The 24,989-nt window shown below is 61.7% G+C and carries 29 protein-coding genes and 1 tRNA gene; 19 read left to right on the forward strand and 11 right to left on the reverse strand.

Annotated elements, in window-relative coordinates; translation table 11 throughout:
* Position 1: 1 nt before the first annotated feature.
* The 5 genes from gloB to aroA all read right to left on the reverse strand — a co-directional run bounded on the left by gloB (position 2) and on the right by aroA (position 5,054).
* Entirely contained in the window at positions 2–757 is a 756-nt protein-coding gene (gene gloB / locus K3178_RS05410; protein ID WP_221570326.1) for a hydroxyacylglutathione hydrolase, read from the reverse strand.
* A 133-nt stretch (positions 758–890) separates the two neighbouring features.
* Positions 891–2,594, reverse strand: coding sequence for a 30S ribosomal protein S1 (rpsA, locus tag K3178_RS05415; protein WP_221570327.1), 1,704 nt, complete (start codon positions 2,592–2,594; stop codon positions 891–893).
* 211 nt (positions 2,595–2,805) lie between these two features.
* On the reverse strand, positions 2,806–3,429 hold the full coding sequence (locus K3178_RS05420; protein WP_221570328.1) for a (d)CMP kinase: 624 nt from the start codon (positions 3,427–3,429) through the stop codon (positions 2,806–2,808).
* Positions 3,426–3,701, reverse strand: coding sequence for a CBU_0592 family membrane protein (locus tag K3178_RS05425; RefSeq protein ID WP_221570329.1), 276 nt, complete (start codon positions 3,699–3,701; stop codon positions 3,426–3,428). The genes K3178_RS05420 and K3178_RS05425 overlap by 4 nt, the downstream gene beginning before the upstream one ends.
* Positions 3,702–5,054 (reverse strand): 3-phosphoshikimate 1-carboxyvinyltransferase, encoded by a 1,353-nt coding sequence (aroA, locus tag K3178_RS05430; protein ID WP_221570330.1) that lies wholly within the window; start codon positions 5,052–5,054, stop codon positions 3,702–3,704. It lies immediately after the preceding gene.
* Positions 5,055–5,170: 116 nt separating this feature from the next.
* Between aroA and K3178_RS05435 the strand changes: the two genes are divergently transcribed.
* The 5 genes from K3178_RS05435 to rimM all read left to right on the forward strand — a co-directional run bounded on the left by K3178_RS05435 (position 5,171) and on the right by rimM (position 8,365).
* Positions 5,171–5,515, forward strand: coding sequence for an FYDLN acid domain-containing protein (locus K3178_RS05435; RefSeq protein ID WP_221570331.1), 345 nt, complete (start codon positions 5,171–5,173; stop codon positions 5,513–5,515).
* 92 nt (positions 5,516–5,607) lie between these two features.
* A tRNA-Ala gene (locus K3178_RS05440) sits at positions 5,608–5,683 on the forward strand.
* Positions 5,684–5,860: 177 nt separating this feature from the next.
* On the forward strand, positions 5,861–7,357 hold the full coding sequence (gene ffh, locus K3178_RS05445) for a signal recognition particle protein (RefSeq protein WP_221570332.1): 1,497 nt from the start codon (positions 5,861–5,863) through the stop codon (positions 7,355–7,357).
* Positions 7,358–7,396: 39 nt separating this feature from the next.
* Positions 7,397–7,870: a 30S ribosomal protein S16 gene (rpsP, locus tag K3178_RS05450; RefSeq protein WP_221570333.1), complete on the forward strand. Its 474-nt coding sequence runs from the start codon at positions 7,397–7,399 to the stop codon at positions 7,868–7,870.
* 9 nt (positions 7,871–7,879) lie between these two features.
* Complete coding sequence (rimM, locus tag K3178_RS05455) at positions 7,880–8,365, forward strand: ribosome maturation factor RimM (protein ID WP_221570334.1); 486 nt, start codon at positions 7,880–7,882, stop codon at positions 8,363–8,365.
* Here rimM and K3178_RS05460 read toward each other — a convergent pair.
* On the reverse strand, positions 8,362–9,282 hold the full coding sequence (locus K3178_RS05460) for an NAD(P)/FAD-dependent oxidoreductase (protein ID WP_221570335.1): 921 nt from the start codon (positions 9,280–9,282) through the stop codon (positions 8,362–8,364). The two genes, rimM and K3178_RS05460, sit on opposite strands and share 4 nt — an antisense overlap.
* 57 nt (positions 9,283–9,339) lie before the next feature.
* Between K3178_RS05460 and K3178_RS05465 the strand changes: the two genes are divergently transcribed.
* From K3178_RS05465 to rimK, 13 genes are all read left to right on the forward strand, one after another.
* Positions 9,340–10,293, forward strand: a complete 954-nt coding sequence (locus tag K3178_RS05465; RefSeq protein WP_221570336.1) for a carbon-nitrogen hydrolase family protein — start codon at positions 9,340–9,342, stop codon at positions 10,291–10,293.
* A 140-nt stretch (positions 10,294–10,433) separates the two neighbouring features.
* Positions 10,434–10,625, forward strand: a complete 192-nt coding sequence (locus tag K3178_RS05470; RefSeq protein ID WP_221570337.1) for a hypothetical protein — start codon at positions 10,434–10,436, stop codon at positions 10,623–10,625.
* Between the two features lie 13 nt (positions 10,626–10,638).
* Complete coding sequence (gene trmD / locus K3178_RS05475) at positions 10,639–11,460, forward strand: tRNA (guanosine(37)-N1)-methyltransferase TrmD (RefSeq protein WP_221570338.1); 822 nt, start codon at positions 10,639–10,641, stop codon at positions 11,458–11,460.
* 12 nt (positions 11,461–11,472) lie between these two features.
* Positions 11,473–11,841, forward strand: coding sequence for a 50S ribosomal protein L19 (rplS, locus tag K3178_RS05480; RefSeq protein ID WP_247713519.1), 369 nt, complete (start codon positions 11,473–11,475; stop codon positions 11,839–11,841).
* A gap of 393 nt (positions 11,842–12,234) precedes the next feature.
* Entirely contained in the window at positions 12,235–13,260 is a 1,026-nt protein-coding gene (locus K3178_RS05485) for an aspartate-semialdehyde dehydrogenase (RefSeq protein ID WP_221570339.1), read from the forward strand.
* Positions 13,257–13,841 carry a hypothetical protein gene (locus K3178_RS05490; protein ID WP_221570340.1) on the forward strand — a complete coding sequence of 195 codons (585 nt, stop codon included), beginning with the start codon at positions 13,257–13,259 and terminating at the stop codon, positions 13,839–13,841. The genes K3178_RS05485 and K3178_RS05490 overlap by 4 nt, the downstream gene beginning before the upstream one ends.
* 25 nt (positions 13,842–13,866) lie before the next feature.
* Positions 13,867–14,514, forward strand: coding sequence for a 2-hydroxychromene-2-carboxylate isomerase (locus K3178_RS05495; protein ID WP_221570341.1), 648 nt, complete (start codon positions 13,867–13,869; stop codon positions 14,512–14,514).
* Positions 14,511–14,960, forward strand: a complete 450-nt coding sequence (locus tag K3178_RS05500) for a GFA family protein (RefSeq protein ID WP_221570342.1) — start codon at positions 14,511–14,513, stop codon at positions 14,958–14,960. The genes K3178_RS05495 and K3178_RS05500 overlap by 4 nt, the downstream gene beginning before the upstream one ends.
* Positions 14,957–15,712: an alpha/beta fold hydrolase gene (locus K3178_RS05505; RefSeq protein ID WP_221570343.1), complete on the forward strand. Its 756-nt coding sequence runs from the start codon at positions 14,957–14,959 to the stop codon at positions 15,710–15,712. Before K3178_RS05500 ends, K3178_RS05505 begins: the two co-directional genes overlap by 4 nt.
* Positions 15,713–15,779: 67 nt before the next feature.
* The gene (locus K3178_RS05510; protein ID WP_221570344.1) at positions 15,780–17,633 is read left to right on the forward strand and encodes a M2 family metallopeptidase; all 1,854 of its coding nucleotides are present in this window, start codon (positions 15,780–15,782) and stop codon (positions 17,631–17,633) included.
* Positions 17,634–17,662: 29 nt separating this feature from the next.
* The gene (locus K3178_RS05515) at positions 17,663–18,637 is read left to right on the forward strand and encodes a YncE family protein (RefSeq protein WP_247713520.1); all 975 of its coding nucleotides are present in this window, start codon (positions 17,663–17,665) and stop codon (positions 18,635–18,637) included.
* Positions 18,634–19,098 (forward strand): ATP-dependent zinc protease family protein, encoded by a 465-nt coding sequence (locus K3178_RS05520; RefSeq protein WP_221570345.1) that lies wholly within the window; start codon positions 18,634–18,636, stop codon positions 19,096–19,098. Before K3178_RS05515 ends, K3178_RS05520 begins: the two co-directional genes overlap by 4 nt.
* The gene (gene rimK / locus K3178_RS05525; RefSeq protein WP_221570346.1) at positions 19,095–20,000 is read left to right on the forward strand and encodes a 30S ribosomal protein S6--L-glutamate ligase; all 906 of its coding nucleotides are present in this window, start codon (positions 19,095–19,097) and stop codon (positions 19,998–20,000) included. The genes K3178_RS05520 and rimK overlap by 4 nt, the downstream gene beginning before the upstream one ends.
* A 76-nt stretch (positions 20,001–20,076) precedes the next feature.
* Here rimK and K3178_RS05530 read toward each other — a convergent pair whose 3' ends face one another.
* The 5 genes from K3178_RS05530 to rpsF all read right to left on the reverse strand — a co-directional run bounded on the left by K3178_RS05530 (position 20,077) and on the right by rpsF (position 23,761).
* On the reverse strand, positions 20,077–20,742 hold the full coding sequence (locus K3178_RS05530; protein ID WP_221570347.1) for an outer membrane protein: 666 nt from the start codon (positions 20,740–20,742) through the stop codon (positions 20,077–20,079).
* A 215-nt stretch (positions 20,743–20,957) separates the two neighbouring features.
* Positions 20,958–22,448 (reverse strand): AMP nucleosidase, encoded by a 1,491-nt coding sequence (locus tag K3178_RS05535; protein ID WP_282098843.1) that lies wholly within the window; start codon positions 22,446–22,448, stop codon positions 20,958–20,960.
* A 72-nt stretch (positions 22,449–22,520) separates the two neighbouring features.
* Complete coding sequence (rplI, locus tag K3178_RS05540; protein WP_221570349.1) at positions 22,521–23,159, reverse strand: 50S ribosomal protein L9; 639 nt, start codon at positions 23,157–23,159, stop codon at positions 22,521–22,523.
* A gap of 12 nt (positions 23,160–23,171) precedes the next feature.
* The gene (rpsR, locus tag K3178_RS05545; RefSeq protein ID WP_006832330.1) at positions 23,172–23,396 is read right to left on the reverse strand and encodes a 30S ribosomal protein S18; all 225 of its coding nucleotides are present in this window, start codon (positions 23,394–23,396) and stop codon (positions 23,172–23,174) included.
* Positions 23,396–23,761: a 30S ribosomal protein S6 gene (gene rpsF / locus K3178_RS05550; protein WP_221570350.1), complete on the reverse strand. Its 366-nt coding sequence runs from the start codon at positions 23,759–23,761 to the stop codon at positions 23,396–23,398. The genes rpsR and rpsF overlap by 1 nt, the downstream gene beginning before the upstream one ends.
* 202 nt (positions 23,762–23,963) lie before the next feature.
* Here rpsF and K3178_RS05555 point away from each other — a divergent pair, with 202 nt between their 5' ends.
* On the forward strand, positions 23,964–24,920 hold the full coding sequence (locus tag K3178_RS05555) for a DUF808 domain-containing protein (protein ID WP_221570351.1): 957 nt from the start codon (positions 23,964–23,966) through the stop codon (positions 24,918–24,920).
* Positions 24,921–24,989 lie beyond the last annotated feature (69 nt).

The following is a 24,989-nucleotide window of genomic DNA, read 5'->3' on the forward strand; positions in this document are numbered from 1 at the left end:
TTCAGAACTTGTCTTTGGCGGCACGCAGGGCGGCAAACGTCTCGGCCGGGTTCGCTCCGCCCCAGCGATTGCGAAGATCGTTGCTATCGGCGCGCAGAAACGGATTGGTTTCAAGCTCTCGCGACAGGAGGGTGGGCACAGTTGGCTCGCCCTTGGCTCGTTTCTCCTCGACACGGGCCGCATACAGTCTCAGCTCTGCATTGTCGGGATCGGCATGGAGGGCGAACCTGGCATTCGCCGCAGTATATTCGTGCGCGCAATATAGCAGGGTGTTGTCGGGCAACTGGCGAATACGGTCGAGGCTGTTCCAGAACTGTTCGGGTTCGCCCTCGAACATGCGTCCGCAGCCCAAGGCAAATACGCTGTCGCCGACGAAAGCGGTATCGGCTTCGGCGATATGATAGGCGATGTGTCCGTTGGTGTGGCCCGACACATCGATAACGCGCGCGTGCCAATCACCAAGTGCGACGCTGTCGCCATTCCCCACAATCCGGTCGATCGGTGAGAGCTTCTCCACTTCCTGAGGGGCGATTACCGTAGCGCCAGTCGCTTCGACGATGGCCTTGTTTCCGCCCGCATGGTCAGGATGCCAGTGGGTGTTCCAGATCTGAGTGATGCTCCAGCCCTTGTTGGCGGCCTGTTTCAGATACTCCGCGCCATCGGGTGTATCGATTGCCGCGGTCTCGCCGCTATCGGGATCGTGGAGGAGATATCCGTAATTGTCGGACAGGCAGGGGAACTGGTGAATCTCAAGCATGGGTTCTTTTCTGTCCTACCGCTTCGCTACTTCAGGACACCGAAGCTAGGCCCGGTCGCGAAAATAGGAAAGGCCCGCCTGCTCCTGTGAGCAGGCGGGCCTTCCTGATTACCCTGAAGCGGGTGGGAAGAGCTTAGTCTTCCTTCTTCTTCAGCGCTTCGCCGAGGATGTCGCCGAGCGACGCACCCGAATCCGACGAACCGAACTGTGCAACCGCTTCCTTCTCTTCGGCGATCTGACGTGCCTTGATCGAGAAGGTGGGCTTCTTCGAGCGGTCGAAACCGGTGACCATGGCATCGACCTTGGCGCCGGGCTGGAAGCGATCCGAGCGCTGCTCGTCACGATCACGGCCGAGGTCCGAACGCTTGATGAAGCCGGTTGCGCCGTCTTCGCCGACCTGGACTTCGAGGCCGCCATCGCGGACTTCGAGGACGGTGACGGTGACAACCTGGTTCTTGCGCAGGTCGCTCTGTGCGCCGGCTTCGGTCGGAGCACCCTTTTCGAGCTGCTTCATGCCGAGGCTGATGCGTTCCTTCTCGATGTCGACATCGAGAACGACGGCTTCGACCTGCTCGCCCTTGCGGTGCAGGGCGAGGGCGTCTTCACCCGAGATGCCCCATGCGATGTCCGACATGTGGACCATGCCGTCGACGTCGCCCGGAAGGCCGATGAAGAGACCGAATTCGGTGGCGTTCTTGACTTCGCCTTCGACCTTGGCGCCAACCGGATGCGCTTCGGCGAATTCTTCCCACGGATTGCGCTGAGCCTGCTTGAGGCCGAGCGAAATGCGGCGCTTCTCGCTATCCACTTCGAGGACCATGACTTCGACTTCCTGCGAGGTCGAGACGATCTTGCCCGGGTGGACGTTCTTCTTGGTCCAGCTCATTTCCGAAACGTGGACCAGGCCTTCGATGCCCGGCTCGATTTCGACGAATGCGCCGTATTCGGTGATGTTGGTAACGGTGCCCGTCAGCTTCATGCCGACCGGGTACTTGGCCGAAACACCATCCCACGGATCCGACTCCAGCTGCTTCATGCCAAGGCTGATGCGCTGGGTGTCTTCGTTGATGCGGATGATCTGGACGGTCACGGTCTGGCCGATTTCGATCATTTCGCTGGGGTGGTTGACGCGCTTGTAGCTCATGTCGGTGACATGAAGCAGGCCGTCGATACCGCCGAGGTCGACGAATGCGCCGTAATCGGTGATGTTCTTGACCACGCCGTCAATGACCTGGTTTTCGGTCAGGTCGTTGATGAGCTCGCTACGCTGTTCTGCACGGGTCTCTTCGAGGACCGCGCGGCGCGAGACGACGATGTTACCGCGGCGACGGTCCATCTTGAGGATCTGGAAAGGCTGGGCCATGTCCATGAGCGGGGTGACGTCGCGCACGGGGCGGATGTCGACCTGCGAACCGGGCAGGAAGGCCACTGCGCCGTCGAGGTCGACGGTGAAGCCGCCCTTGACGCGGCCGAAGATGCGGCCTTCGACGCGCTTGCCTTCGCCGAATTCGCTTTCAAGCTTGTCCCATGCGGCTTCGCGGCGTGCGCGGTCGCGCGACAGCATGGCTTCGCCGTCGGCGTTCTCGATGCGGTCGACGAAGACTTCGACTTCCGAGCCGACTTCGAGGCCGTGCTCGTCTTCGCCGCGCATGAATTCCTTGAGGTCGACGCGGCCTTCGCTCTTCAGGCCGACATCGATGTGGGCCATGCCGTTTTCGATGGAGGTGACGGTGCCCTTGACGACGCGGCCTTCGAAGCCGCCTTCATCGGCGCCACCGAGCTGCTCGTCGAGCATTGCCGCGAAATCGTCGCGGGTGGGATTGGCTGAGGTTGCCATATGTGAGTAGTCCTAAGTTCGTTTTGCTACCGGCCACCGGTTTTACCGGGGTCTTTCTCCGTCTGCCTGCGCACCATTGCACGGGCCGTACGGGGCAAGAGGGCCGTGATCTCCGTGAAGCCGGATGCTGTCACGAAGGTCCATCGAATCCGAAAGATTTGGTGAACGGGCGCGCGCCTAGGCGGAAACGTGGCCGAAATCAAGAAAAATACTAGGCGGAAAGCGCCTCTTCGACGGCCTTGATGGCGGTGACAATCGCCTCGTCTTTACCGAGCGAGCTGGTATCAATGACCATGGCGTCCGGCGCGGGGATAAGCGGGGCGACCGCGCGGTTGCGGTCACGTTCGTCGCGGCGGCGGAGGTCGTCCTCGATTTCGAGCAGGGTCACCTGCACACCCCGATCGCGCATTTCGAGGAAACGGCGTTGCGCGCGCGCCTCGACGCTGGCGGTGATGAAGAGCTTGGCCTCGGCTTCAGGCGCGATCACGGTGCCGATATCGCGCCCGTCGAGCACCGCGCCGCCTTCCTGCGTGGCGAAGCTGCGTTGGCGCTCGTGAAGCGCCTGGCGGACTGCGGGGTGGACCGAGACCCGGCTGGCGAGCCCGCCGGTTTCCTCGTTTCTTAGATGCGGGTCGGCGAGCATGCTGTCGGGAAAACTCGTCGCAGCAAGAGCATCGCCGCCATCGTCGGGATCCCCGCCGTCGAGGAACACCTGCCGCCCCACTGCGCGATAGAGGAGCCCGGTGTCGAGATGCGGCAGTCCGAAATGCTCGCCCAATGCCTTGGCGATCGTGCCCTTGCCCGAAGCGGTCGGTCCGTCGACGGCAATGATCATGCGGTTTCGACCTCGGCCGGTTTCGGTGTGCGCAGCGCCTTCACTATGCCGAACAGGGCGATCACCATCCAGACGATCTCCAGCACCATGGTCGGCAAGTTGTAGTTCACCGTCAGCGAGATTGCGAGGAGCGCCGCGCCGATGAAATTGACCACGTTGAACAACAACAGGTTCATGTTCTTTGCCATGTTCGAATAGGCGAAGGCGGCAACGATGCAGAAGCTGCCGGCAAACCCGATCAGGTCTGCAACGAAGGAGGAAATTCCGGGCATTCAGTCGGCTCCGGCCTTGTGTAGCAAGGCGATGAAATTGGGGAAGCTGGTGGCGATGGGTTCGGCGCTATCGATAGTGACGCCGCCCTTGCTGGCGAGGCCCGCGACTGCCATGCTCATGGCGATGCGGTGGTCCAAATGGGTGGTGACTGGACCGCCTCCTGATAGAGCTTTGCCGCCACTGCCGTGGATGACAAGGCCATCTTCACGTTCCTCGATATCGGCCCCGGCCAAGCTGAGCGCGGCCGCCATGGCGGAGAGCCGGTCGCTTTCCTTGACGCGCAGCTCGTCGAGGCCGGATGTAACGGTTGTGCCCTCGGCCAGAGCGGCGGCGACGAAGAGGACCGGAAACTCATCGATCATGCTGGGCGCGACTTCGGGATCGACTTCGATGCCTTTCAACCCGGCGTGGCGCACCCTCAAATCCGCCACCGGTTCGCCGCCGACTTCGCGCTCGTCGAGATATTCGATGTTCGCACCCATCTGTTCGAGCACGCGGTAGATGCCGTTGCGCGTCGGGTTGAGGCCGACGTTCTCGATCGTCAGGTCGCTTCCTGGAACGATGCTCGCGGCGACCGCGAAGAAAGCGGCCGAGGACGGGTCGCCGGGCACGGTGATGTCACAGGGTGTGAGGTCGCAGGGGCCATGGACCTTGATGATCCGCTCGCCATCCTGCTCCTCGACATCGACGGTCACGCCGAAGCCTCGCAACATCCGCTCCGTATGGTCGCGCGTCGGGACGGGTTCGACTACGGTGGTGATGCCTGGCGTGTTCAGGCCCGCCAGCAGCACCGCGCTCTTGACCTGCGCGCTCGCGACCGGGAGCCGGTAGCTGATCGGCACGGCAGGCTGCATTCCCTCCATCATCAGCGGCAAAGTCCCGCCGGGGGATGGGGTGAAGCTTGCGCCCATGGTCGAAAGTGGCTCGATAACGCGACCCATCGGGCGTTTGGACAGGCTCGCATCGCCCATGAAAGTGGCAGTGATGCCATGGCTAGCGACGAGGCCCATGAGGAGCCGTGTCGAGGTCCCCGAATTGCCCATGTCGAGCGCTCGTTCGGGCTGGAGCAGCGTGCCGACCCCAACGCCGTCGACCACCCAGTCATCGCCGTCTTTCCCGATCACTGCGCCCATCTCGCGCAGCGCGGCGGCGGTCGCCAGCACGTCCTCGCCCTCGAGCAGGCCCGAAATCCGGCTGCGGCCAACGGCCAGAGCGCCGAACATCAGCGCGCGGTGGCTTATCGACTTGTCTCCGGGCACGCGGATGCGTCCGGTCAGCGGGCCTTTTGGCGAAAAACGGTGTGTGCTCACGAATGCGTATCCATATTGAAGCGGCGCTTTGACAGCGCCCATCCACTCTGGCAAGGCGCGCGCGCTGTTGATTCCTGCCCTGCAGGTACCCATCAATACAATTACGAATTCACGGCTCCGTCGCGATATGTGCGGGGCGGCAAATCCAAGGATTACACATGGTCAAACCTGAATGGGGCACCAAGCGGACCTGCCCGAACTGCGGCACCCGCTTTTACGATCTGAACAAGGACGATCCCGTCACCTGCATCGAATGTGGTGAAGAGTGGACGCCCGAACCGGTGCTCAAGTCGAAGCAGCCGATCCTCGCCGAGGAAGAAGCCAAGAAGAAGAAGGACGCCGAAGCGGACAGCGATCTGGGCGGCGATGACGATGACGATCTGGATATCGACATCGACGAAGACGATGATTCGCCGGACAATGAAGTCGATCTGGGCGGTGACGACGACCTCGGCGTCGAAACCAAGTCCAAGGGCGACGACGACGACGCCGACGAAAGCTGATTTTCCTGTTGCATTGCGGTGAGGCCCCTTATATTGGGCGCCTCCCGCAAGGGCGACGCACCTCCCAGGATGCGTCGGTTTGAAAATGGTTCGGGGCCTTAGCTCAGCTGGGAGAGCGCTACAATGGCATTGTAGAGGTCAGCGGTTCGATCCCGCTAGGCTCCACCATTTTCCCGGATCTGATGGTAGCAGGCCGTGGCGACGGCTGCGGCTTGCTTCCACCACACCCGGGCACACGTTTGGGTTTCACAGGGGTCTGACCCCACGCTGGCCGACGAGTGCTCGTCCGCCGGCGTTTTTCGCGTTTATTCGGACCTGATCGGGTTCGGAAGGAGTAGAACAGGCATGTTCGACAATCTGTCCGACCGGCTCGGCAATGTCTTCGACAAGCTCAAGGGCCGCGGTTCGCTGTCCGAAGGCGATGTGCGCGAAGCCATGCGCGAGGTGCGTATCGCGCTGCTCGAGGCCGATGTCGCGCTGCCCGTCGTGCGCCGCTTCATCGATGCGGTTACCGAAAAGGCGATCGGCTCCGAAGTCCTGAAGTCGGTGACGCCCGGCCAGCAGGTCGTCAAGATCGTCAATGACGAGCTGGTCGAAATGCTTGGCGGCGATGGCGAGGATGCCGAACCGCGCGAACTCAACCTCAGCGCCAAGCCGCCGGTTGTCATAATGATGGTCGGCCTGCAGGGCTCGGGTAAGACAACCACGACCGCGAAGCTCGGCAAACTGCTGCGCGAAAAGCACGGCAAGAAGTCGATGATGGCCTCGCTAGACGTCAACCGTCCGGCGGCGCAGGAACAGCTCAAGGTGCTCGGCGAGCAGGTCGATGTCGCGACCCTGCCGATCGTCCCCGGCCAGCAGCCGGTCGACATCGCCCGCCGCGCAATGGAAGCCGCCAAGCTGGCCGCTGCCGATGTGCTGCTGCTCGATACCGCGGGCCGCCTCCATGTCGACGAAGCGCTGATGGCGGAAATGAAGGCGATCAATTCGGTCGCCTCGCCCACCGAAGTGCTGCTGGTGGTCGACAGCCTGACCGGCCAGGATGCGGTCAACGTGGCGCAGAGCTTTACCGGCGAAGTGCCGCTGACCGGTGTGGTCCTAACCCGCATGGACGGCGATGCACGCGGCGGTGCGGCGCTTTCGATGCGCTATGTCACGGGCAAGCCGGTCAAGTTCGCAGGTACGGGCGAAAAGCTCGACGCGATCGAGGCGTTCGATCCTAAGCGTGTTGCCGGCCGCATCCTAGGCATGGGCGACGTGGTCAGCCTCGTCGAAAAGGCCGCGACTGCGATCAAGGAAGAAGAGGCCGAAGCTCTCGCCAAGAAGATGGCGAAGGGCGAATTCGACCTCGACGACCTGCGCATGCAGCTGCGCCAGATGCAGAACATGGGTGGTCTCGGCGCGCTCGCGGGCATGATGCCGGGCATGAAGAAGGCCAAGGCGGCGATGGCTCAGTCGGGCATGGACGACAAGGTCCTCGTCCACATGGATGCGATCATCGGCTCGATGACGCCGAAGGAGCGCAAGCTGCCCAAACTGCTCAACGCTAAGCGCAAGAAGCGCGTTGCGGCAGGCTCCGGCACGCAGGTGCAGGACGTGAACAAGGTGCTCAAGATGCACCAGGAAATGGCCAAGGCCATGAAGCAGATCAAGAAGATGGGCGGCCTCAAGGGTCTCGGCGCGCTGTTCGGCAAGGGTGGCATGGGTGCCGCGATGCCCGGACTTGGCGGACCGGGCGGGGGCATGGGCGGACTGCCCGGCCTCGGTGGCGGCGGCAAGGGACCCTCGGTGGACCCGGACACACTGCCCGCCGACCTGCGTGACATGTTGAACAAGAAATAATCGAACTTACAGAAATTTACATTCGAAAGGTGAAGTAAAATGGCAGTTGCAATTCGTCTGTCGCGCGGTGGCGCAAAGAAGCGTCCCTACTACCGCATTGTCGTGTCGGACTCGCGCAGCCCGCGTGACGGCAAGTACCTGGAGCAGATCGGCACCTACAACCCGATGCTCCCGAAGGACTCGGGCGAGCGCGTGAAGCTCGACGAAGACCGTGCACGTCACTGGCTCTCGGTCGGCGCGACCCCGTCGGACCGCGTCCACCGCTTCCTCGATGCCGCCGGCATCCTTGAGCGTGCGCCGAAGAACAACCCCAAGAAGGGCGAACCGGGCGAAGCCGCAAAGGAACGCGCTGAAGAAAAGGCCGCCAAGGCCGCTGAAGCTGAAGAAGCTGCCAAGGAAGCAGCTGCCGAAGCAGAAGCTCCGGCTGAAGAAGCTGCCGCTGAAGAAGCTCCGGCCGAAGAAGCCGCTGCTGAAGAAGCTCCGGCTGAAGACGCCGAAGAAAAGGCCGAGTAAGCCTTTCCGATGCAGGACAAGCCCGTCACCCTTGCCGCCGTCACCGGTGCGCATGGCGTGGCGGGCGAAGTCCGCCTGAAGCTTTTCGGCGAGGGATTCGAAGCTCTCAAGCCGCACAAAAGGTTCAACGAGGGTGCATTGACCCTCACCAAGGTTCGCAGCGACAACAAGGGCGGCGCCATCGTGCGTTTTGCTGAGATCGCCGACCGCAATGCAGCCGAAGCCCTGCGCGGCACTGTGCTGACCGTACCCCGCAGCGCTCTACCCGCGCTGGAAGAGGGCGAATTCTACCATTCCGATCTTTTGGGCCTGCCCGTCGTCACCGAAGCCGGGGACGAGGTCGGGAGTGTCTGTGCGGTCGAGAATTTCGGCGCGACCGACATCGTCGAGATCGAAAAGCCCGACGGGAAGAAATTCATGGTTCCCCTGACCGAGAAGGCCGTCCCTGGTTGGGACAGCGAGAAGCTGACCGTCAGCGCCGATTACGTCGACTAACGCCTCAACGGCGTCTTCTCGGCGAGATGGTTGCGGATCGTCGTTGCGGCAACCCCGGCCTGGCCCATCGCGTGGCTGATCTGATCCAGCCCCACCACGACATCGCCTGCCGCGAAAAGCCCCGGCACGCTGGTCTCGAGATGGTCGTCCACCTCGACGCATCCGTCCTCGCTTACCTTGGCGCCGCAAGATTTCGCCAGTCCCGAACGGATTACCGAGCCGAGCGCCGGATACATCGAATCGAATGCCATCCGCCCTTCGGCCGTGTCGAAGGCAATCGTATCGCCCTCGATCGCGAAATCGCCGCACGGCCCTGCCACACGCTTGATTCCGGCCGCATCGAGCGCCTTGCTGCAGGCCTCGCTCAAATCGTGGTCGCCTTGCGGGGAGACGAGCGTAAGGTCCTTCGTATAGGTGCGGACGAACTGCGCCTCCGCCGTCCCGTGGTCGCTCGTCCCGATGACAGCAACCTTCTTGTCGGTCACCTCGTAGCCATCGCACACCGGGCAATAGCGGATGAGTCCGCGTGACAGGGCCTCGTCGTGCAGCTGGTCCTCGATTCCTTCGGGCCGGTTGTTCACCACGCCTGTCGCCAGAAGGATCGTGCGCGCGCGATAGGTCTCGTCGCCGCAGGTCACGGTGAAGCACTCGTCGGGCTTGGTGAGATCGGTCACGCGTTTGGGTTCTCGCTGCGCCCCGTATTCGGCGGCCTGTTCCCGCATGCGGTCGAGCAGTTCGTTGCCGCTTATGCCATGAGGGAAGCCAGCGTGGTTGTGGCTGGTCGGAATCCAGCTCGCCCGGCTCGTCCCGCAGTCGAACATGCGGATCTTCAGGTAATAACGCGCGAGGTAGATCGCAGCGGTCAGCCCTGCCGGACCCGCCCCGACGATGATGCAGTCGTCCAATTCTTCGCTCATTGCGGATGAACGCGCGGGATGGCCATTCGGTGCCGCCCGCGCTAACCGCTTGGCCCCATGAGCAAGCTCAACGTTGCGATAGTCCAGGCCGCACCCATCCCGCTCGCCATCGGCGACGGGATCGAGAAGGCCGTGCGCCTGGCGCGCGAGGCGGTGGAGGACGGGGCGCAGCTGGTCGCTTTCGGCGAGACATTTCTCGGCGGCTATCCGCTGTGGCTCGACGAGGCGCCCGGCGCGGCGCTGTGGGACCATCCCGGCACGAAGGCGCTGCACCGTATCCTGCTCGAACAGGCGGTGGTGGCGAATGACGAGCGGCTGCTGCCCTTGCAGGAGCTGTGCGACGAAAGCGGCGCGGTCATCAGTATCGGCGCGCATGAGCGGGTGCGGCAGAGCCTCTACAACAACCAGATGACCTTCCGGCCCGGCCTGCCGGTGCTCGACCATCGCAAGCTGGTGCCGACGCATGGCGAGCGGCTCGTCTGGATGCGCGGCGACGGCTCAACGCTCGGCGTGCACCAGGCGGAGTGGGGCAAGGTCGGCAGCCTGATCTGCTGGGAGCACTGGATGCCCTTGGCCCGCGCGGCGATGCACAACCTCGGCGAGAGCGTCCATGTCGCATGCTGGCCGACCGTGCGCGAGGAATACGCGCTCGCATCGCGGCATTATGCGATGGAGGGCCGCTGCTTCGTGCTGGCGGCAGGACTGGTGCAGGCGAAGGAAGACCTGTTCGACGGGTTGGAGCGTGCGGGCGGCGATGCTCCTGCGAGGGAGTTGATCGAGGCGATCGAAGGCGACGCGCTTAATCGTGGAGGTTCGATCATAATCGCGCCCGATGCGCGGATCGTGGCGCTGGCGGGCGAGGGCGAAGAGATTTTGCATGCCGAGCTTGATCTAAGCGAGATCGGTCAGGGGCTGGCGAGCCTCGATACTGATGGGCATTATTCGCGGCCCGATGTGTTCGAGTTAACTGTCGACCGGAAACCCAAAGGAGGGGTCACGTGGGCGAATTGAGTTGGGGAATTGTCATTCTGGCTGGCCTGGCCCTTGCGGGACTGACAGTCGTGCTGGGCGTGTACTGCGGTGTTGCCTTGCTGGTGTCGGCCGGGCTCAGAAGCATCCGGCCCCAGTCCAGTGCCCGATGGGTCTCCCTGTTGGGCTCATCACTTCTGCCCGTCCTCAGCGTGATCCTGTTCATCGCGGCCTTCTCGACTGCGCTGGAACCCGATTTTCGCGGTCCCGAGGTCCTCGGCATCGCCATCGTGGGTATCCTAGCCACGTTTTCGGTAATCGTTGGCTGGCCGCTTAGCTATTTCGTGGCACACCGAGTCATGGCCCGATGTTGATCGCTTTGCTCCGATGACCTTCGCTGCCACCATCCTCACCCTCTTCCCCGAGATGTTTCCCGGGCCGCTGGGCTTGTCGCTTGCGGGCAAGGCGCTCGAGCGGGGGGACTGGTCGTGCGAAACCGTCCAGATCCGCGATTTTGCTACGGACAAGCATCGTACTGTCGATGATACGCCGGCTGGTGGCGGGGCCGGAATGGTGCTCAAGGCCGATGTGCTGGGGCGGGCGCTGGAGCATGTGGTTCAAAAGCCCTCTCCCCTTCAGGTGGGAGGGTTGGGAGGGGGGCATGCGCCAGGCCAGCCCCTCCCCCAAACCCCCTCCCCTGAAGGAGAGGGGGCTTTTCCTGTTCCCATCCTTGCCATGACGCCGCGAGGGAAGCCCATAACGCAGGCGCGTATTCGCGAGATCGCGGCTGGCCCCGGTGTTGCCATACTGTGCGGGCGTTTCGAAGGCTTCGACGAGCGTATTTTCGAGGCTTTCCCGCAGATCGAAGAGGTCAGCCTTGCCGACATCGTCCTGTCGGGCGGAGAGACCGCTGCAATCGCCATACTCGACGCTTGCATTCGGCTGCTTCCCGGAGTAATGGGCGCGCCCGATAGCGGAGTCGAAGAGTCCTACGAGAACGGCCTCATCGAATATCCGCAATACACCCGACCTCAGGAATGGGAAGGGCGCACGATTCCTGAAGTGCTGCGATCGGGGGATCATGCGAAAATCGCTGCTTGGCGCAAGGCAAGGAGCGAGGAAGACACACGGTTACGCAGGCCGGACCTTTGGGATCGCTATAGTGGCGATCGGGACCAGTCTGCCTCTGGCGCGCGGCATGAAAAGTAGGAAGACCAGGCCATGAACCTGATCCAGCAGCTCGAAGCCGAAGCTATCGAAAACCTCGGCAAGGACATTCCCGAATTCCGCGCAGGCGATACCGTCCGCGTCGGCGTAAAGGTGGTCGAAGGCACCCGCGAGCGTGTCCAGAATTTCGAAGGCGTTGTCATTGCCCGCTCGAACCGCGGCATGGGCAGCAACTTCACCGTCCGCAAGCTTTCGTTCGGTGAAGGCGTGGAACGCGTGTTCCCGCTGTATTCGCCGATCGTCGACAGCATCACCGTGGTCCGCCGCGGCGTTGTGCGTCGTGCGAAGCTTTACTACCTGCGCGGCCGCACCGGCAAGCGCGCGCGTATCGCGGAACGCCGCGACAACGCGCCCAAGGCGTAAGGCTCTCGCAACAGCGAACAAGGAAGGGCGGTCCGATCGGGCCGCCCTTTTCGATTCGGGGCTCTACATTCCGGGCAAAAGTAAGGGCGATGCTCCTGAAAGCACCGCCCTTGTCACGTGGGGATCATGATGAGCCGAAATTGGCCCGGTCTTGATGTCACGGGGAGGCCTGTGAGCCGGAGTGGCCGCCCGGTGACAAGACCAGTTTCTGACAGCAGCTCCTTAAGGGAATTTAAGGAGACGCGCTTAACCCGAAATTAGGCATAAAAACTTGCGGAGGGTGATCGGCATGTGGGGCCTAAAGCCGGCCTTCATGCGTATCACGAAGGGCTCGCATTGCGCTTTGGCGCATCGTCGCTAGATGGGGCGCGCAAGTTTATTGGAGACGTTGAATTGGGTTATCGTGTTGCCGTAGTCGGTGCGACCGGGAATGTCGGGCGCGAAATGATGCAGGTCCTCGCCGAGCGCGAGTTTCCCTGCGACGAGGTGGCTGCTGTCGCGAGTTCGCGTTCGCATGGTACCGAGGTCGAATTCGGCGACACGGGCAAGATGCTCAAGTGCAAGAACATCGAGCATTTCGACTGGTCGGGCTGGGATATCGCCCTGTTCGCGGCGGGTAGCGGACCGGCAAAGGAATATGCGCCCAAGGCCGCGGCAGCAGGCTGCGTCGTGATCGACAACAGCTCGCTCTACCGGATGGACCCGGACGTGCCGCTGATCGTGCCCGAAGTGAACCCGGATGCGATTCACGACTACAAGAAGCGTAACATCATCGCGAACCCCAATTGTTCGACTGCGCAATTGGTGGTGGCGCTGAAGCCGCTCCACGATGCTGCCAAGATCAAGCGCGTGGTCGTCTCCACCTACCAGTCGGTTTCCGGCGCGGGCAAGGCGGGCATGGACGAGCTGTTCCAGCAGAGCCGCGCGATTTTCGTCGGCGATCCGATCGAGCCGGTGAAGTTCACCAAGCAGATCGCCTTCAACGTCATCCCGCACATCGATGTCTTCATGGACGACGGCTCGACCAAGGAAGAGTGGAAGATGGTGGTCGAGACCAAGAAGATCCTCGATCCCAAAATCAAATTGAACGCCACCTGCGTGCGCGTGCCGGTCTTCGTCGGCCATTCCGAAGCGGTGAACATCGAGTTCGAGAACGAACTCAGTGCAGAACAGGCACAGGAGATCCTGCGCGAGGCGCCGGGCATCATGCTGATCGATAAGCGCGAGGACGAGGGCTACATCACGCCTGTCGAAAGCGCGGGCGACAGCGCCACCTATATCAGCCGCGTGCGCGACGACCCCACGGTGGACAACGGCATTACCCTCTGGTGCGTGTCGGATAACCTTCGCAAGGGCGCAGCACTGAATGCCGTGCAGATCGCGGAACTCCTCGGGCGCGAGTGCCTTAAGAAGGGATGATCAAAAAGACATTCCTGTTCGCTCTCCCGTTTGCCCTTGCTGCATGCGGAGGTGCGAGCGAAGACGCGCCGCCATCCGAAGCGACCGAGACGATCGATCCGGCCGCAATGGTCGACCGCGATTCCAAGGTGCAGGAAATCGCCGATACGCTCCTCGTCGTCGATGCCAATGGCGTCGGCGCGATGGGTTCGCCCGTCTTCCGTTTCGGTACTGCCCGCGCAGAGGTCGATGCGGGTCTGGCAAAGGCTTTCGGCAACGAAGGCGAGCAGGGCGAAAACTCCGAATGCGGAGCGGGGCCGATGCAGTTCAGCACTTACGGCCCGCTCAAGGTGGCATACCAGGACGGCAAACTGGCAGGCTGGTTCCTCCGTGCTGGCGCCGAGGTCGCGACCAGTGACGGCGTGCAGCCGGGGACCACGCCCTTCGCCTTGCTCAAGGGCGAACGGCAGGTGCGCGAGATCGACTCCAGCCTGCCGGGCGAATTCCAGTATACGAGCGCGGATTACGGGACGATCGGCGGCTTTACCGAGGACGGAGAAGTCACCTCGCTCTTTGCCGGAATGACCTGCTTCTTCCGTTAGGCCCGATGGGCTGTATAACGCGGGCATGACCCTGACCGCAGAGCTCTATTTCAGCTTCCGCTCGCCCTACAGCTATCTGTCGGTAGGCCGCTACCGTGCGATGGCGGAGGAATACGACCTCAATATCGCGCTTCGCCCGGTCTATCCGCTCGCCATCCGGCAGCCCGATTTCTTCGAGCGCAACCATCCCAACTGGATCGGCTACACCATGCGCGACATGATCCGCGTGGCGCAGTTCCACGGGATACCCTTCGGCGTGCCGCGTCCCGATCCGATCATCCAGGACATGATGACGCGCGAGATAGCCGCGGACCAGCCCTATATCCGCCGCGTGACGCGCATGGGGCAGTCAGCGGCAAGGCGCGGGGCGGGACTGGTTTTCGCCGCAGAGGCGGGCCGCATGATCTGGGGCGGGCAGGAAGGCTGGCACGAGAACGGCCATCTGGAACGCGCCATCGAGGCAGCGGGCCTGGGCGTCGAGGAAATCATCGCCGAAGTGCAGTCCGAGGGCGAGGAACTCGACGCGGAAATCGCCGCCAACCAGGAAGCGCTCGAGAAGGCGGGCCATTGGGGCGTGCCGACCCTTGTCTTCGACGGCGAGCCCTTCTTCGGGCAGGACAGGATCGACATGGTGAAATGGCGTATGGAGCAGAATGGGTTGGTGAAGCGATGAGCGCGAAAGTCACCAAAACCAGGGGCTGCCAGTGCGGCAAGGTCCGCTACACCGCGCAGATCGATCCCTCGCAGGCCTATCTTTGCCATTGCCGTATGTGCCAGCGCGCTACGGGGGGAGTGGCAGCCGCCTTCATCGGACTGCCCAAGACGGATATCGAATGGGAAAGCGGTCCCGACTGGTTCGAGAGTTCTCCCATCGCGCGGCGGCCCTTTTGCAGCCATTGCGGTACTCCGCTCGGTTTTGCCTTCAATGAGGGCGAGAACATGGACATAACCGTAGGCAGTCTCGACGAGCCGTATGGGATCGAACCACACTGGCATTTCGGAGCGGAGAAGATCCACGAGAGCTGGATCGATACCTCGGCATTGCCGCGCAAAAAGCTGACCGACTACGCGCCGCTCGTCGAAAAGTGGGAGCAGGCGACCGGATCGATACCCGAATGACCACCGAATTTTTTGAATCCTTCGACGGCACGCGCCTTGCGCTGCACCGCACCGGCTCCGGTCGTCCGTTGGTCCTGCTTCACGGCCTTTTCTCCAGTGCCGAAATGAACTGGATCAAATGGGGGCATGACAAGCGGATCGCAGAGCTGGGCTATGAGGTCCTGATGCTGGACTTCCGCGTCCACGGCGAAAGCGATGCGCCCGAGGACGCCGGGTCCTATCCTCAAAACGTCCTAGTCCGTGATGTAGCGGCGCTTGTCGAACATCTGGCGCTGGAAGATTACGACCTCGGCGGGTTTTCGCTGGGAGCGCGCACTTCGCTGCTTGCAGCCGCGCATGGTGTGCTCGAGCCGGCCCGGCTGATAGTCGGCGGCATGGGTACCGCTGGCCTTGGGGAATGGGGCAAGCGCAGCGCGTTTTTCAAGCGAGTGATCGATGAATTCGAGAACATCCCGCGCGGCGACCCGGCCTACTTCTCGATGCAGTTCCTCAAGTCACAGGGCGTGAACCGCGTGGCAGCACGGCTGCTGCTCGACACCATGCCCGACGTCGACCTTGCGATGCTGCCCAATGTAACCATGCCCACGCTGGTCGTTTGCGGCGATGAAGACCGCGACAATGGCTCGGCAGAGGAACTGGCAGCGCTCTTGCCGGACGCCACATTCGCCGAAGTTCCCGGCACGCATATGGGAAGCGTCACCAAGCCCGATCTTGGTCAGGCAATGGCCGATTGGCTTGGCGATCCCGCTTGATTCCGAGCGCGCGCGGGTGCAATCGGGCGCCAGCCAGAAAAATCATTCCCTTAGGGAGAGAATTAGAATGAAACTTGCCCCCGTTGCACTGTCCGCGCTCGCCATTTCGCTCGCAGCCTGCACTACGGCCAATGCCGAGCCTGCACCGGCTCCGATGGCCGCTGCAGCCGATCCCTATCCGATGACGCCGCAAGGTGCCGCCGACTGGGTCGCGATGGTCGAGAAGGACTTGTTCGACTTCTCGGTCGAATATGGCCGGGTGTTGTGGCTGAATTCGACCTATATCGTCCATGACAGCGATATGCTGGCAGCTCGTTATGGTGCCGAATCCACCGAAAAATCGGTCACTTATGCGAACAAGGCCGCAGAATACGCGCGCGTTGCCGGCCTCGATCCCGAAGTCGCGCGCAAGCTCGACATGCTGCGGAACGGCATCGTGATGCCAGCGCCTGTGCGCGACGGCGCGGCTGCGGAGCTGGCCCGGCTTTCGACCCAGCTCGGCTCGATGTACGGCAAGGGCCGCGGCACGCTTGACGGCAAAGAGATCAATGGCTCCGACATCGAAGCGGCGATGGGCGATCTCGACCTGACCCCGGCGCAGAAGGCCGAAATGTGGGAGAGTTGGCACAATAACGTCGGCGCCCCGATGCGCGGCGATTACCAGCAGATGATCTCGATCGCCAATGACGGCGCGCAGGAACTCGGCTTCGATGATTTGGGCGCAATGTGGCGCTCGAACTACGACATGGACCCCGACCAGTTCGCCGCCGAGACCGAGCGGATGTGGCAGGAGGTGAAGCCGCTCTACATGGCGCTGCACACCTACGTCCGCAGCAAGCTGAACGAGAAATATGGCGATGCCATCCAGCCTGCCACCGGCCCGATCCGCGCCGACCTTCTCGGCAATATGTGGGCCCAGGAATGGGGCAATATCTATCCGCTAGTGGCACCCGAAGGGGCTGGCGACATCGGTTATGACCTGACCGCGCTGATCGAAGACAAGGGCTATGACGAGCGCGAGATGGTCAAGGTCGGCGAGCAATTCTTCTCTTCCCTCGGCTTCGCGCCGCTGCCCGACACTTTCTGGGAGCGCAGCCAGTTCACCAAGCCGCGGGACCGCGAGGTGGTGTGCCACGCCAGCGCCTGGGACGTGGACAATGTCGACGACCTGCGCATCAAGATGTGCATCAAGCGCAACGCCGACGACTTCAAGGTGATCCATCACGAGCTCGGCCATAATTACTACCAGCGCGCCTACAATCAGCAGGACTATCTGCATCTCAACGGAGCTAACGATGGCTTCCACGAGGCAATCGGCGACATGATCGCTCTTTCGATCACGCCGGAGTACCTCGTACAGATCGACATGCTCGACCGTGCCGACGTGCCCAGTGCCGACAAGGACATCGGCCTGCTCCTGCGTGAGGCGATGGACAAGATCGCCTTCCTGCCTTTCGGGCTGATGGTGGACCGTTATCGCTGGGGCCTCTTCGACGGCTCGATCCCGGCCGACAGCCTCAATGCCGGCTGGAACGATTTGCGGCTCGAATACCAGGGTATCACCCCGCCGGTATCGCGCGACGAAAGCCAGTTCGACGCGGGCGCGAAGTATCACATCCCGGGCAATGTTCCCTACACGCGCTACTTCCTCGCCCGGATCCTTCAGTTCCAGTTCTACAAGGCCGCTTGCGACACTGCAGGCTGGGAAGGCCCGCTGCATCGCTGCTCCTTCTATGGCAACGAAGAGGTGGGCCAGAACCTCAATGCCATGCTCGAAATGGGTGCCAGCAAGCCCTGGCCCGATGCACTGGAAGCCTTCACCGGCGAGCGCCAGATGAGCGGCAAGGCAATGGTCGAATATTTCGCCCCGCTCAAGGCATGGCTGGACGAGCAGAACGAGGGCAAGCCGCAGGGGTGGTAAGCGCTCGCTTCGCCCTCGTTGCGACCCTGATGGCCGCCGCTTGTGCGCCTGTTTCGGAACAGGCGCCGGTGGCGGCTAGCGACGAAGGTATCAAGGGGGCGTTGTTCGTGGCAGGCAAGTTCGGCAACACGCTGTCGAAGGTCAATCTCGCGACTGGCAAGCAGGTTGCGCTGGTGGACAGCTGCGCCAATCCGCACGAGCTCGCGCCATCGCCCGATAACAGACACGTGGCGCTTGCCTGCTATGGCGGTACCACTGTCGATATTTTCCGCACCGACGACCTGTCGAAAGTGAAGAGCATCGAGCTTGGCGAGAACGCCCGCCCGCACGGAATCGTTTGGCATCGCAACGGCCATCTCTATTCGACAGCCGAAGGGCGGCAGTCGATGTTCTGGATCCGTGACCCGCTGGGCGAGGGCAAGGCACTCGAATATCCCACTCGCAGGCAAGGAAGTCACATGCTCGCCGTGTCTCCCGACGCGACCAATGCATGGACCATGGATCTTGGGTCTGGGACGGTTACCAGGGTCGACCTGGTGCTTGGACGCACTCCGATTTCGCAGGCGATAGGCGAGGAGCCCGAAGGTATCGCATTGTCTCCCGACGGCGAAACCTTGTGGGTTTCTGCGCGCGGGTCCGACATGGCCTATGCGCTCGACCCGCAGAGCCTCGAGAAGATAAAGGATGTGCCGGTCGGCGATTTCCCGCTGCGGATAGTGGTCCGGCCCCAAGGTGACTATGCTGTCACTTCCGATCTTGCCGATGGCGCGCTTTCTGTGATCGACACCGCGACAGGCGCAAGGGTCCGCACAATTCCCGTTTCGAGCCGCGAGGAGGCCGAAGCGAAGATACAGGTGACCATCCTCTTCTCTCCGGATGGAAAGCGTATTTATGTCGCAGAGACGGCCGCCAGCACGATCGCGGAAGTCGATTTCGCCAGTGGCGAGGTGCTGCGACGGCTTCCAGGTCATGGAGGCGGTGACGGCATCGCGATCATCGAATGAGCAAGGAACCGAAAATCCTGCCTGTGGTAGGTTGGCGCGAACTTGTGCACCTGCCCGATCTCGGATTGCATGCTGTCCCGGCCAAGATCGATACCGGGGCGCGTACCTCCTCCCTCCACGGTGAAGTAATTGAGGAATTCGAACGCGACGGAGAACGCTACGTCCGTTTCGCGGTCGATTTCGATCGCCAGCACGTACGGCAGGTCTGCGAGGCGGTGCATGTCGATGTGCGCGGTATCACGAGCTCTAACGGCGAAACCCAGTATCGCTATGTCATCAAGACGCCGCTGAAGATCGGCGACATCGAGTTTCGCGCCGAGATCAGCCTCGCCAACCGCGCGGACATGAAATTTCCCATGCTGATCGGCCGTTCGTCGCTGCGCCGCCGATTTGTAGTGGACTCCGGATACAGCTGGTTGCAGACGCCGGAAATGAAGGTCCAGAAAGGCCATAAACCATGAAAATTGCGATGCTTGCACGCAATCCGAACCTCTATTCGCACAAGCGTCTGAAGGAGGCAGCGGAAGAACGCGGACACGAGCTGGACATTCTCAATACCACGCGGTGCACGGTCCATATCGCCAGCCACCGGCCCGAGGTCTATTACGAAGGCAAGCCCTGCATCGGCTACGATGCGGTCATCCCGCGTATCGGGGCGAGCATTACCAATTACGGTCTTTCGATCCTGCGCCAGTTCGAAATGCGTGGCTGCTGGCCGCTCAATGAAAGCGTCGCCATCGGGCGCAGCCGCGACAAGCTGCGCAGCATGCAGATCCTCGCCAAACACGGGCTGGGCCTGCCGCTGACGGCCTATGCCAACGATCCCAAGCAGGCAGAGGAGATCATCAAGGCGGTCAAGGGGCCGCCGGTGGTGATCAAGCTGCTCGAAGGCACTCAGGGCATCGGCGTGGTGCTAGCCGAGACCATGTCATCGGCCAAGTCGGTGATCGAGGCCTTCCGCGGGGCCAACGTCAACATCCTGGTGCAGGAATTCATCAAGGAAGCCGGCGGCACCGACATCCGCGCCTTCGTGGTCGGCGGCAAGGTCGTCGCGACGATGAAGCGCACGGGCGCTCCGGACGATTTCCGCAGCAACCTCCACCGCGGAGGCAGCGCCGAGCTCATCAAGATCACCCCCGCCGAACGCGCCACCGCCGTGGGCGCAGCCAAGCGCATGGGCCTGAACGTTTGCGGCGTGGACATGCTGCGAAGCAACCACGGGCCGGTGATCATGGAGGTAAACTCCTCGCCCGGGCTCGAAGGTATCGAGACTGCCACCGGCAAGGACATTGCCGGGATGATCATCGACTTCATGGCTGCCAATGCGAAGACCGGGAAAACGAAGACGAAGGGGAAGGGGTGAGTGCGGTCCGTGAGCCCGAGCCCCACGGACCGAACTATAAATAGATTTCTGCCACCTCGGCTTTCGATCGGTAGGTTTAACCTCCGAAATTGTAGTTCAGCGTAAGCAGCAAGGAATGCGACGAAAAATCCGTGTTGAAATCGTCATCGTCGCTTATGACAAACCCCAATCCACTTTGATTGAAATAGCGGTACTTGAGGCCCGCATCAATTCGATCAGACACTGGAACCCGTACGCCGGCCAATAACTGCCACGCAAATGCTGAGTCGCTGTCATTTGTCGTCTCTTCGATGCCGTCTGTTCGTTCTCGGACGTCGAGCTCTGTGCCAGAGAAGCCGAGCCCGCCACCAACGAAACCATTTACTGATTCGTCAGGTCCGATATCCACCAAGGCGTTAAGCATGACGCTCCACGTGTTGAAGTCGAAATCTACGTCGTCATCGCCATCGAGAACAACCGTCGCTCCATCAAGAACGCGGTCATAACCGTGAGACTTGAAGGCTACTTCCGCTTCTGCTCGAAAGGCACCGAAATCGTAACCTGCGGCACCTGCGATATCGAACCCGTTGCCCCACTCAACGGTAATGTCATCAAAGTCAGGGTCGGCTGCACTATCGAATTCGGAGTCGTCGGCGAGTGTAAGCCCTGCTCCAAGTTCGACATACGCGGCTCCGTCCCGTGCCTCTGCTGCCGTCGGGACCGCGCAAGCGGCAAGTATAGAAAAAAGAACAGTTTTCCTCATGGGGATCCCCTCCGAAGTTTCACGTCTAAGTCGCGCGAACCCGAACTGTTCTACTATTTCGCCTGTAAACTTAGCCTATTCCTGCGTACCCGACAAGGTTATGCACATTAGAGTGATTTATCGGTATATTGATGTGTAGCAATGACCCGCAGCAATTTTCTAGACGTTCGAGGTCGAAAATCGTTTAGTTTTCGCGAGCTATTAACAGATCGAAATCACCTGAACGGCGGCTCATTAAATGCGCGCAGCTTGCGGCTGTGGAGCTTCGGGCCTTCCTGCCTCAGCAGGTCACACGCCGTCACGCCGATCTGCAGGTGAGCTGCGATGGCTTCCTCGTAGAACTTGTTCGCCTGTCCGGGCAGTTTGATTTCGCCGTGGAGCGGCTTGTCCGACACGCATAGCAGCGTGCCGTAGGGGACGCGAAAACGATAGCCTTGCGCGGCGATGGTGGCGCTTTCCATGTCGATGCCGACCGCGCGGCTTAGCGAGAGGCGGCGGGCGGACTGGGTATAGCGCAGCTCCCAATTGCGGTCGTCGGTGGTGACGACAGTGCCAGTCCGCATGCGCTTTTTCAGATCGCTTCCGTGTTCGCCCGAGACATGCTCGGCTGCGCCCGCGAGAGCCTGCTGGACCTCGGCGATGGCGGGGAGGGGGATTTCGGGCGGAAGGACCGGGTCGAGGACGTGGTCGTCGCGCAAATATGCGTGGGCGAGGACGTAATCGCCGATCTTCTGGCTCGGGCGCAGGCCGCCGCAGTGGCCGATCATTAGCCATGCTTCGGGGCGTAGCACCGCAAGGTGATCGCAAATCGTCTTCGCGTTCGAGGGGCCGACGCCGATATTGACCAGCGTAATCCCCGCGCGGCCTTCGCCGACGAGGTGGTAGGCGGGCATCTGGTGGCGGCGCCATGCCGTGTCGGACAATTGCCCGCGCGCATTCTCGGTCTTTTCGGTCAGCATCATTCCGCCCGCACCAGCCAGCGCGGAATAGCCGTTGTCGCCTAACTGCGATCCGGCCCAGTCAACGAATTCATCGACATAGCGGTGATAGTTGGTGAACAGGATGAAGCGCTGGAAGTCCTTGGGATCGGTCCCGGTATAGTGGGCGAGGCGCGCAAGGCTGAAATCGGTGCGGAGCCCGTCGAACAGCGACAGCGGTATCGGATCGTCCGGATTGTCGAGTTCGATGCCGTCTGCCAGTTCGTCGCCGATATCGGCGAGGTCGGTCGAGGGAAAATGGCGCGCGATCTCGTTGGGATCGATGCCGGCCAGTTCGGCGCCAACCGAACCGTCAAGGACGTAGGGGAAGGGGATTTCCTGGCGCGAGGAGCCGACTTCGACTTCAACCTCGTAATTGCTTTCGATCAGCTCGATCTGCTCGCGCAGGTAATCACGGAACAGGTTGGGGCGGGTCACCGTGGTGGCATAGAGGCCCGGCGTGTTGAGTCGCCCGAATGCCCGGCTGGCGCCTTCGGGCAGTTCGCCGCCGCGGAACAGCACGCGCAGTTCGGGATAGGCATAGCTGCCATCCTTACGCCGCTCTGCAGGGGGCAGTTCGCGGTTGCGCCCGAAGGCGATTACATCGTCGCGAAGACGGGTAACGGCAGCGTCATAGACGCCCTGCAATTTGTCGAGGATCTGTTCGATCGAATCCATATGGGCCTTTTTCTCCTGGCTCTTTTCGTTTTCATGACCCCTCTGCCACAGGAATCCGCTTGTTACAAAAAGGGCGCGGAAGCCGAAGCCGCCGCGCCCATTCTATTCGCGTTTGGCGAGAGATCAGCCTTCGGTGGTCTCTTCGCTGTCCGAAGCGTCCGCATCGGCGGTGTCTTCGAGCATGTCGGCGGGGATTTCACCCGGCTCGAGCGTCGGATCGACGGCATTGGCCTTGGCCATTTCCTCGATCTCGGCCTGCTCTTCTTCAAACATCTGGGCAAGGACGTCGACGCCCTGGCTCTGCAGTTCGGCTTCGTCGTCCGAACGGGCTACGTTGGCCTTGATCGTGACCGAGACTTCCGGGTGGAGGTCGACGCGCACGTCATGCATGCCGATCGTCTTGATCGGGTTCCCCATGATGACCTGCTTCTTGTCGATCTCGTGGCCCTTGTCGGCGAGACCGTTGACGATGTCGCGCACGTTGACCGAGCCGTAAAGCTGGCCGGTGTTCGAAGCGGCACGGATCAGGACGATCTCGACGCCGTCGACCTTGGTGCCGGCCTTTTCGGCCTCGGTACGACGCTCTGCGTTTTCCTTCTCGAGACGCTCGCGGTTGGCTTCGAAGACCTTCTTGTTGGCTTCGTTGGCGCGCAGGGCCTTCTTCTGCGGGAGCAGGAAGTTGCGTGCGTAGCCGTCCTTCACGGTGACGACGTCACCGATCGTGCCGAGCTTCTCGATACGCTGGAGGAGAATGATATCCATGAGGTCTTCTCCTTACTTCACGATGTAGGGCAGCAGGCCGATGTGGCGAGCGCGCTTGATGGCCTTGGCCAGTTCACGCTGCTTCTTCGCGCTGACGGCGGTGATGCGGCTGGGGACGATCTTGCCACGCTCGGACATGAAGCCCTGGAGCAGACGAACGTCCTTGTAATCGATTGCCGGCGCGTTCTTCGCGGAGAACGGGCAGGTCTTGCGGCGACGGAAAAACGGGCGGGCCATCAGTCACGCTCCTCACGGTCTTTGCGCTTCTTGGAATCGCGCTCGTTCTTGCGCATCATCACGGACGGGCCTTCTTCATGCTCGTCGACCTTGATGGTCATGTAACGGATGACGTCTTCGTTGATCCGCGTCTGGCGCTCGAGCTCGGCAACGACGGTACCGGGGCCTTCGATGTTGAGCATGACGAAATGCGCCTTGCGGTTACGGTCGATCTTGTAGGCGAGGTTCTTGAGACCCCAGGTCTCGGTCTTGGTGACCTTGCCTTCGTTGGCTTCGACGATTTCGGTCGCCGTGGCTGCGAGCTGGTCAACCTGAGCCTGGCTCAGGTCCTGTCGCGCCAAGAAAACATGCTCATAGAGAGCCATGCCCTTGTCCTTTCAACTGCTGGCCGATCGCTGGCTTGTCCGCGGGATTGCGGGGCCCCTCCGGCTTTCTTCGATTCCCTGCCCGGAAGCGAGGGATGCGCGCACATAGCGGTTTTCCCCGATTGTGCAAGTGCGAGTTAGGCTTGCAGCGCCGGAACGGGCGGGGCAGGGGGTCGTTGGCATTCGAAACAGGAGATCATGCGTGCCCGGCGGACTTGTAGCCCTACTCGACGACGTTTCGATCATTGCCCGTACAGCTGCTGCATCGATCGACGATGTGGCTGCCGCTGCGGGTAGAGCGGGTTCCAAGACCGCGGGTGTCGTCATCGACGACGCCGCCGTGACGCCGAGCTATGTTACTGGCCTTTCCCCGGCGCGCGAGTTGCCAATTATCTGGGCGATCACAAAGGGCAGCTTCAAGAACAAGCTGTTGATCCTGCTGCCGGGCGCACTGCTGCTCAGCGAGTTTCTGCCAGGGGCGATCATCTTCATCCTGATGCTGGGCGGGGCATTCCTCTCCTACGAAGGCGCCGAGAAAGTGATGGAGAAGCTTGGCGGCGAAAAGCACGGCAAGACACTCGACGATGTGATCGAGGATCCCGCCAAATTCGAAAAGGAGCGAATCAATGGGGCAATACGGACCGATCTGATCCTTTCGGCAGAAATCATGGCGATTGTACTCAATGAACTTTCCAACGATCCGATCGCGGAGAATTTCGTGACCCGCGGCTTGGCGCTCGCACTGGTAGCTATCGCGGTTACCATAGTCGTCTATGGATCGGTTGCGCTGATCGTTAAGATGGACGATCTCGGCTTGCACCTGACGAGGAAGCCTACGGAATTCGCACAAGGTGTTGGGCGGTTCCTGCTCAAGGCGATGCCATGGCTACTCAGGGCGCTTTCGTTTATTGGCACCATCGCCATGCTATGGGTCGGTGGCGGGATCATCGTCCACGGCACGCACGAGATCGGCTTCGACCTTTTCTACGATCTGGCACACAGTGCCGAATATGCCGTTCAATCGGCTACCGGCGCGCTTTCCGGAATTTTGGGATGGGCGACCTATGCCGCCATCTCGGCACTTATCGGCTTGGCGCTCGGGGTGGTGATTGCTTTGCTCATCCACAAGGTCATATTCCGGGGCAAGGCAGCGCACTGACCCTATTCGGGTCCGCACCATCAAGGGACGTCCGAGGGATTTTCCTATGCAATTGGCGTGGGGCGAGCG

Origin of the sequence: Qipengyuania sphaerica (assembly GCF_019711595.1) — a bacterium.
Classification (GTDB): Bacteria; Pseudomonadota; Alphaproteobacteria; order Sphingomonadales; family Sphingomonadaceae; genus Qipengyuania; species Qipengyuania sphaerica.

Bases quoted from the DNA above. Each gene is read 5' to 3' on its own strand.
- gloB (WP_221570326.1), bottom strand. From the start codon at position 757: ATGCTTGAGATTCACCAGTTCCCCTGCCTGTCCGACAATTACGGATAT.
- rpsA (WP_221570327.1), bottom strand. From the start codon at position 2,594: ATGGCAACCTCAGCCAATCCCACCCGCGACGATTTCGCGGCAATGCTC.
- K3178_RS05420 (WP_221570328.1), bottom strand. From the start codon at position 3,429: ATGATCATTGCCGTCGACGGACCGACCGCTTCGGGCAAGGGCACGATC.
- K3178_RS05425 (WP_221570329.1), bottom strand. From the start codon at position 3,701: ATGCCCGGAATTTCCTCCTTCGTTGCAGACCTGATCGGGTTTGCCGGC.
- aroA (WP_221570330.1), bottom strand. From the start codon at position 5,054: ATGGGCGCTGTCAAAGCGCCGCTTCAATATGGATACGCATTCGTGAGC.
- K3178_RS05435 (WP_221570331.1), top strand. From the start codon at position 5,171: ATGGTCAAACCTGAATGGGGCACCAAGCGGACCTGCCCGAACTGCGGC.
- ffh (WP_221570332.1), top strand. From the start codon at position 5,861: ATGTTCGACAATCTGTCCGACCGGCTCGGCAATGTCTTCGACAAGCTC.
- rpsP (WP_221570333.1), top strand. From the start codon at position 7,397: ATGGCAGTTGCAATTCGTCTGTCGCGCGGTGGCGCAAAGAAGCGTCCC.
- rimM (WP_221570334.1), top strand. From the start codon at position 7,880: ATGCAGGACAAGCCCGTCACCCTTGCCGCCGTCACCGGTGCGCATGGC.
- K3178_RS05460 (WP_221570335.1), bottom strand. From the start codon at position 9,282: ATGAGCGAAGAATTGGACGACTGCATCATCGTCGGGGCGGGTCCGGCA.
- K3178_RS05465 (WP_221570336.1), top strand. From the start codon at position 9,340: ATGAGCAAGCTCAACGTTGCGATAGTCCAGGCCGCACCCATCCCGCTC.
- trmD (WP_221570338.1), top strand. From the start codon at position 10,639: ATGACCTTCGCTGCCACCATCCTCACCCTCTTCCCCGAGATGTTTCCC.
- rplS (WP_247713519.1), top strand. From the start codon at position 11,473: ATGAACCTGATCCAGCAGCTCGAAGCCGAAGCTATCGAAAACCTCGGC.
- K3178_RS05490 (WP_221570340.1), top strand. From the start codon at position 13,257: ATGATCAAAAAGACATTCCTGTTCGCTCTCCCGTTTGCCCTTGCTGCA.
- K3178_RS05495 (WP_221570341.1), top strand. From the start codon at position 13,867: ATGACCCTGACCGCAGAGCTCTATTTCAGCTTCCGCTCGCCCTACAGC.
- K3178_RS05500 (WP_221570342.1), top strand. From the start codon at position 14,511: ATGAGCGCGAAAGTCACCAAAACCAGGGGCTGCCAGTGCGGCAAGGTC.
- K3178_RS05505 (WP_221570343.1), top strand. From the start codon at position 14,957: ATGACCACCGAATTTTTTGAATCCTTCGACGGCACGCGCCTTGCGCTG.
- K3178_RS05510 (WP_221570344.1), top strand. From the start codon at position 15,780: ATGAAACTTGCCCCCGTTGCACTGTCCGCGCTCGCCATTTCGCTCGCA.
- K3178_RS05515 (WP_247713520.1), top strand. From the start codon at position 17,663: ATGGCCGCCGCTTGTGCGCCTGTTTCGGAACAGGCGCCGGTGGCGGCT.
- K3178_RS05520 (WP_221570345.1), top strand. From the start codon at position 18,634: ATGAGCAAGGAACCGAAAATCCTGCCTGTGGTAGGTTGGCGCGAACTT.
- rimK (WP_221570346.1), top strand. From the start codon at position 19,095: ATGAAAATTGCGATGCTTGCACGCAATCCGAACCTCTATTCGCACAAG.
- K3178_RS05530 (WP_221570347.1), bottom strand. From the start codon at position 20,742: ATGAGGAAAACTGTTCTTTTTTCTATACTTGCCGCTTGCGCGGTCCCG.
- rplI (WP_221570349.1), bottom strand. From the start codon at position 23,159: ATGGATATCATTCTCCTCCAGCGTATCGAGAAGCTCGGCACGATCGGT.
- rpsR (WP_006832330.1), bottom strand. From the start codon at position 23,396: ATGGCCCGCCCGTTTTTCCGTCGCCGCAAGACCTGCCCGTTCTCCGCG.
- rpsF (WP_221570350.1), bottom strand. From the start codon at position 23,761: ATGGCTCTCTATGAGCATGTTTTCTTGGCGCGACAGGACCTGAGCCAG.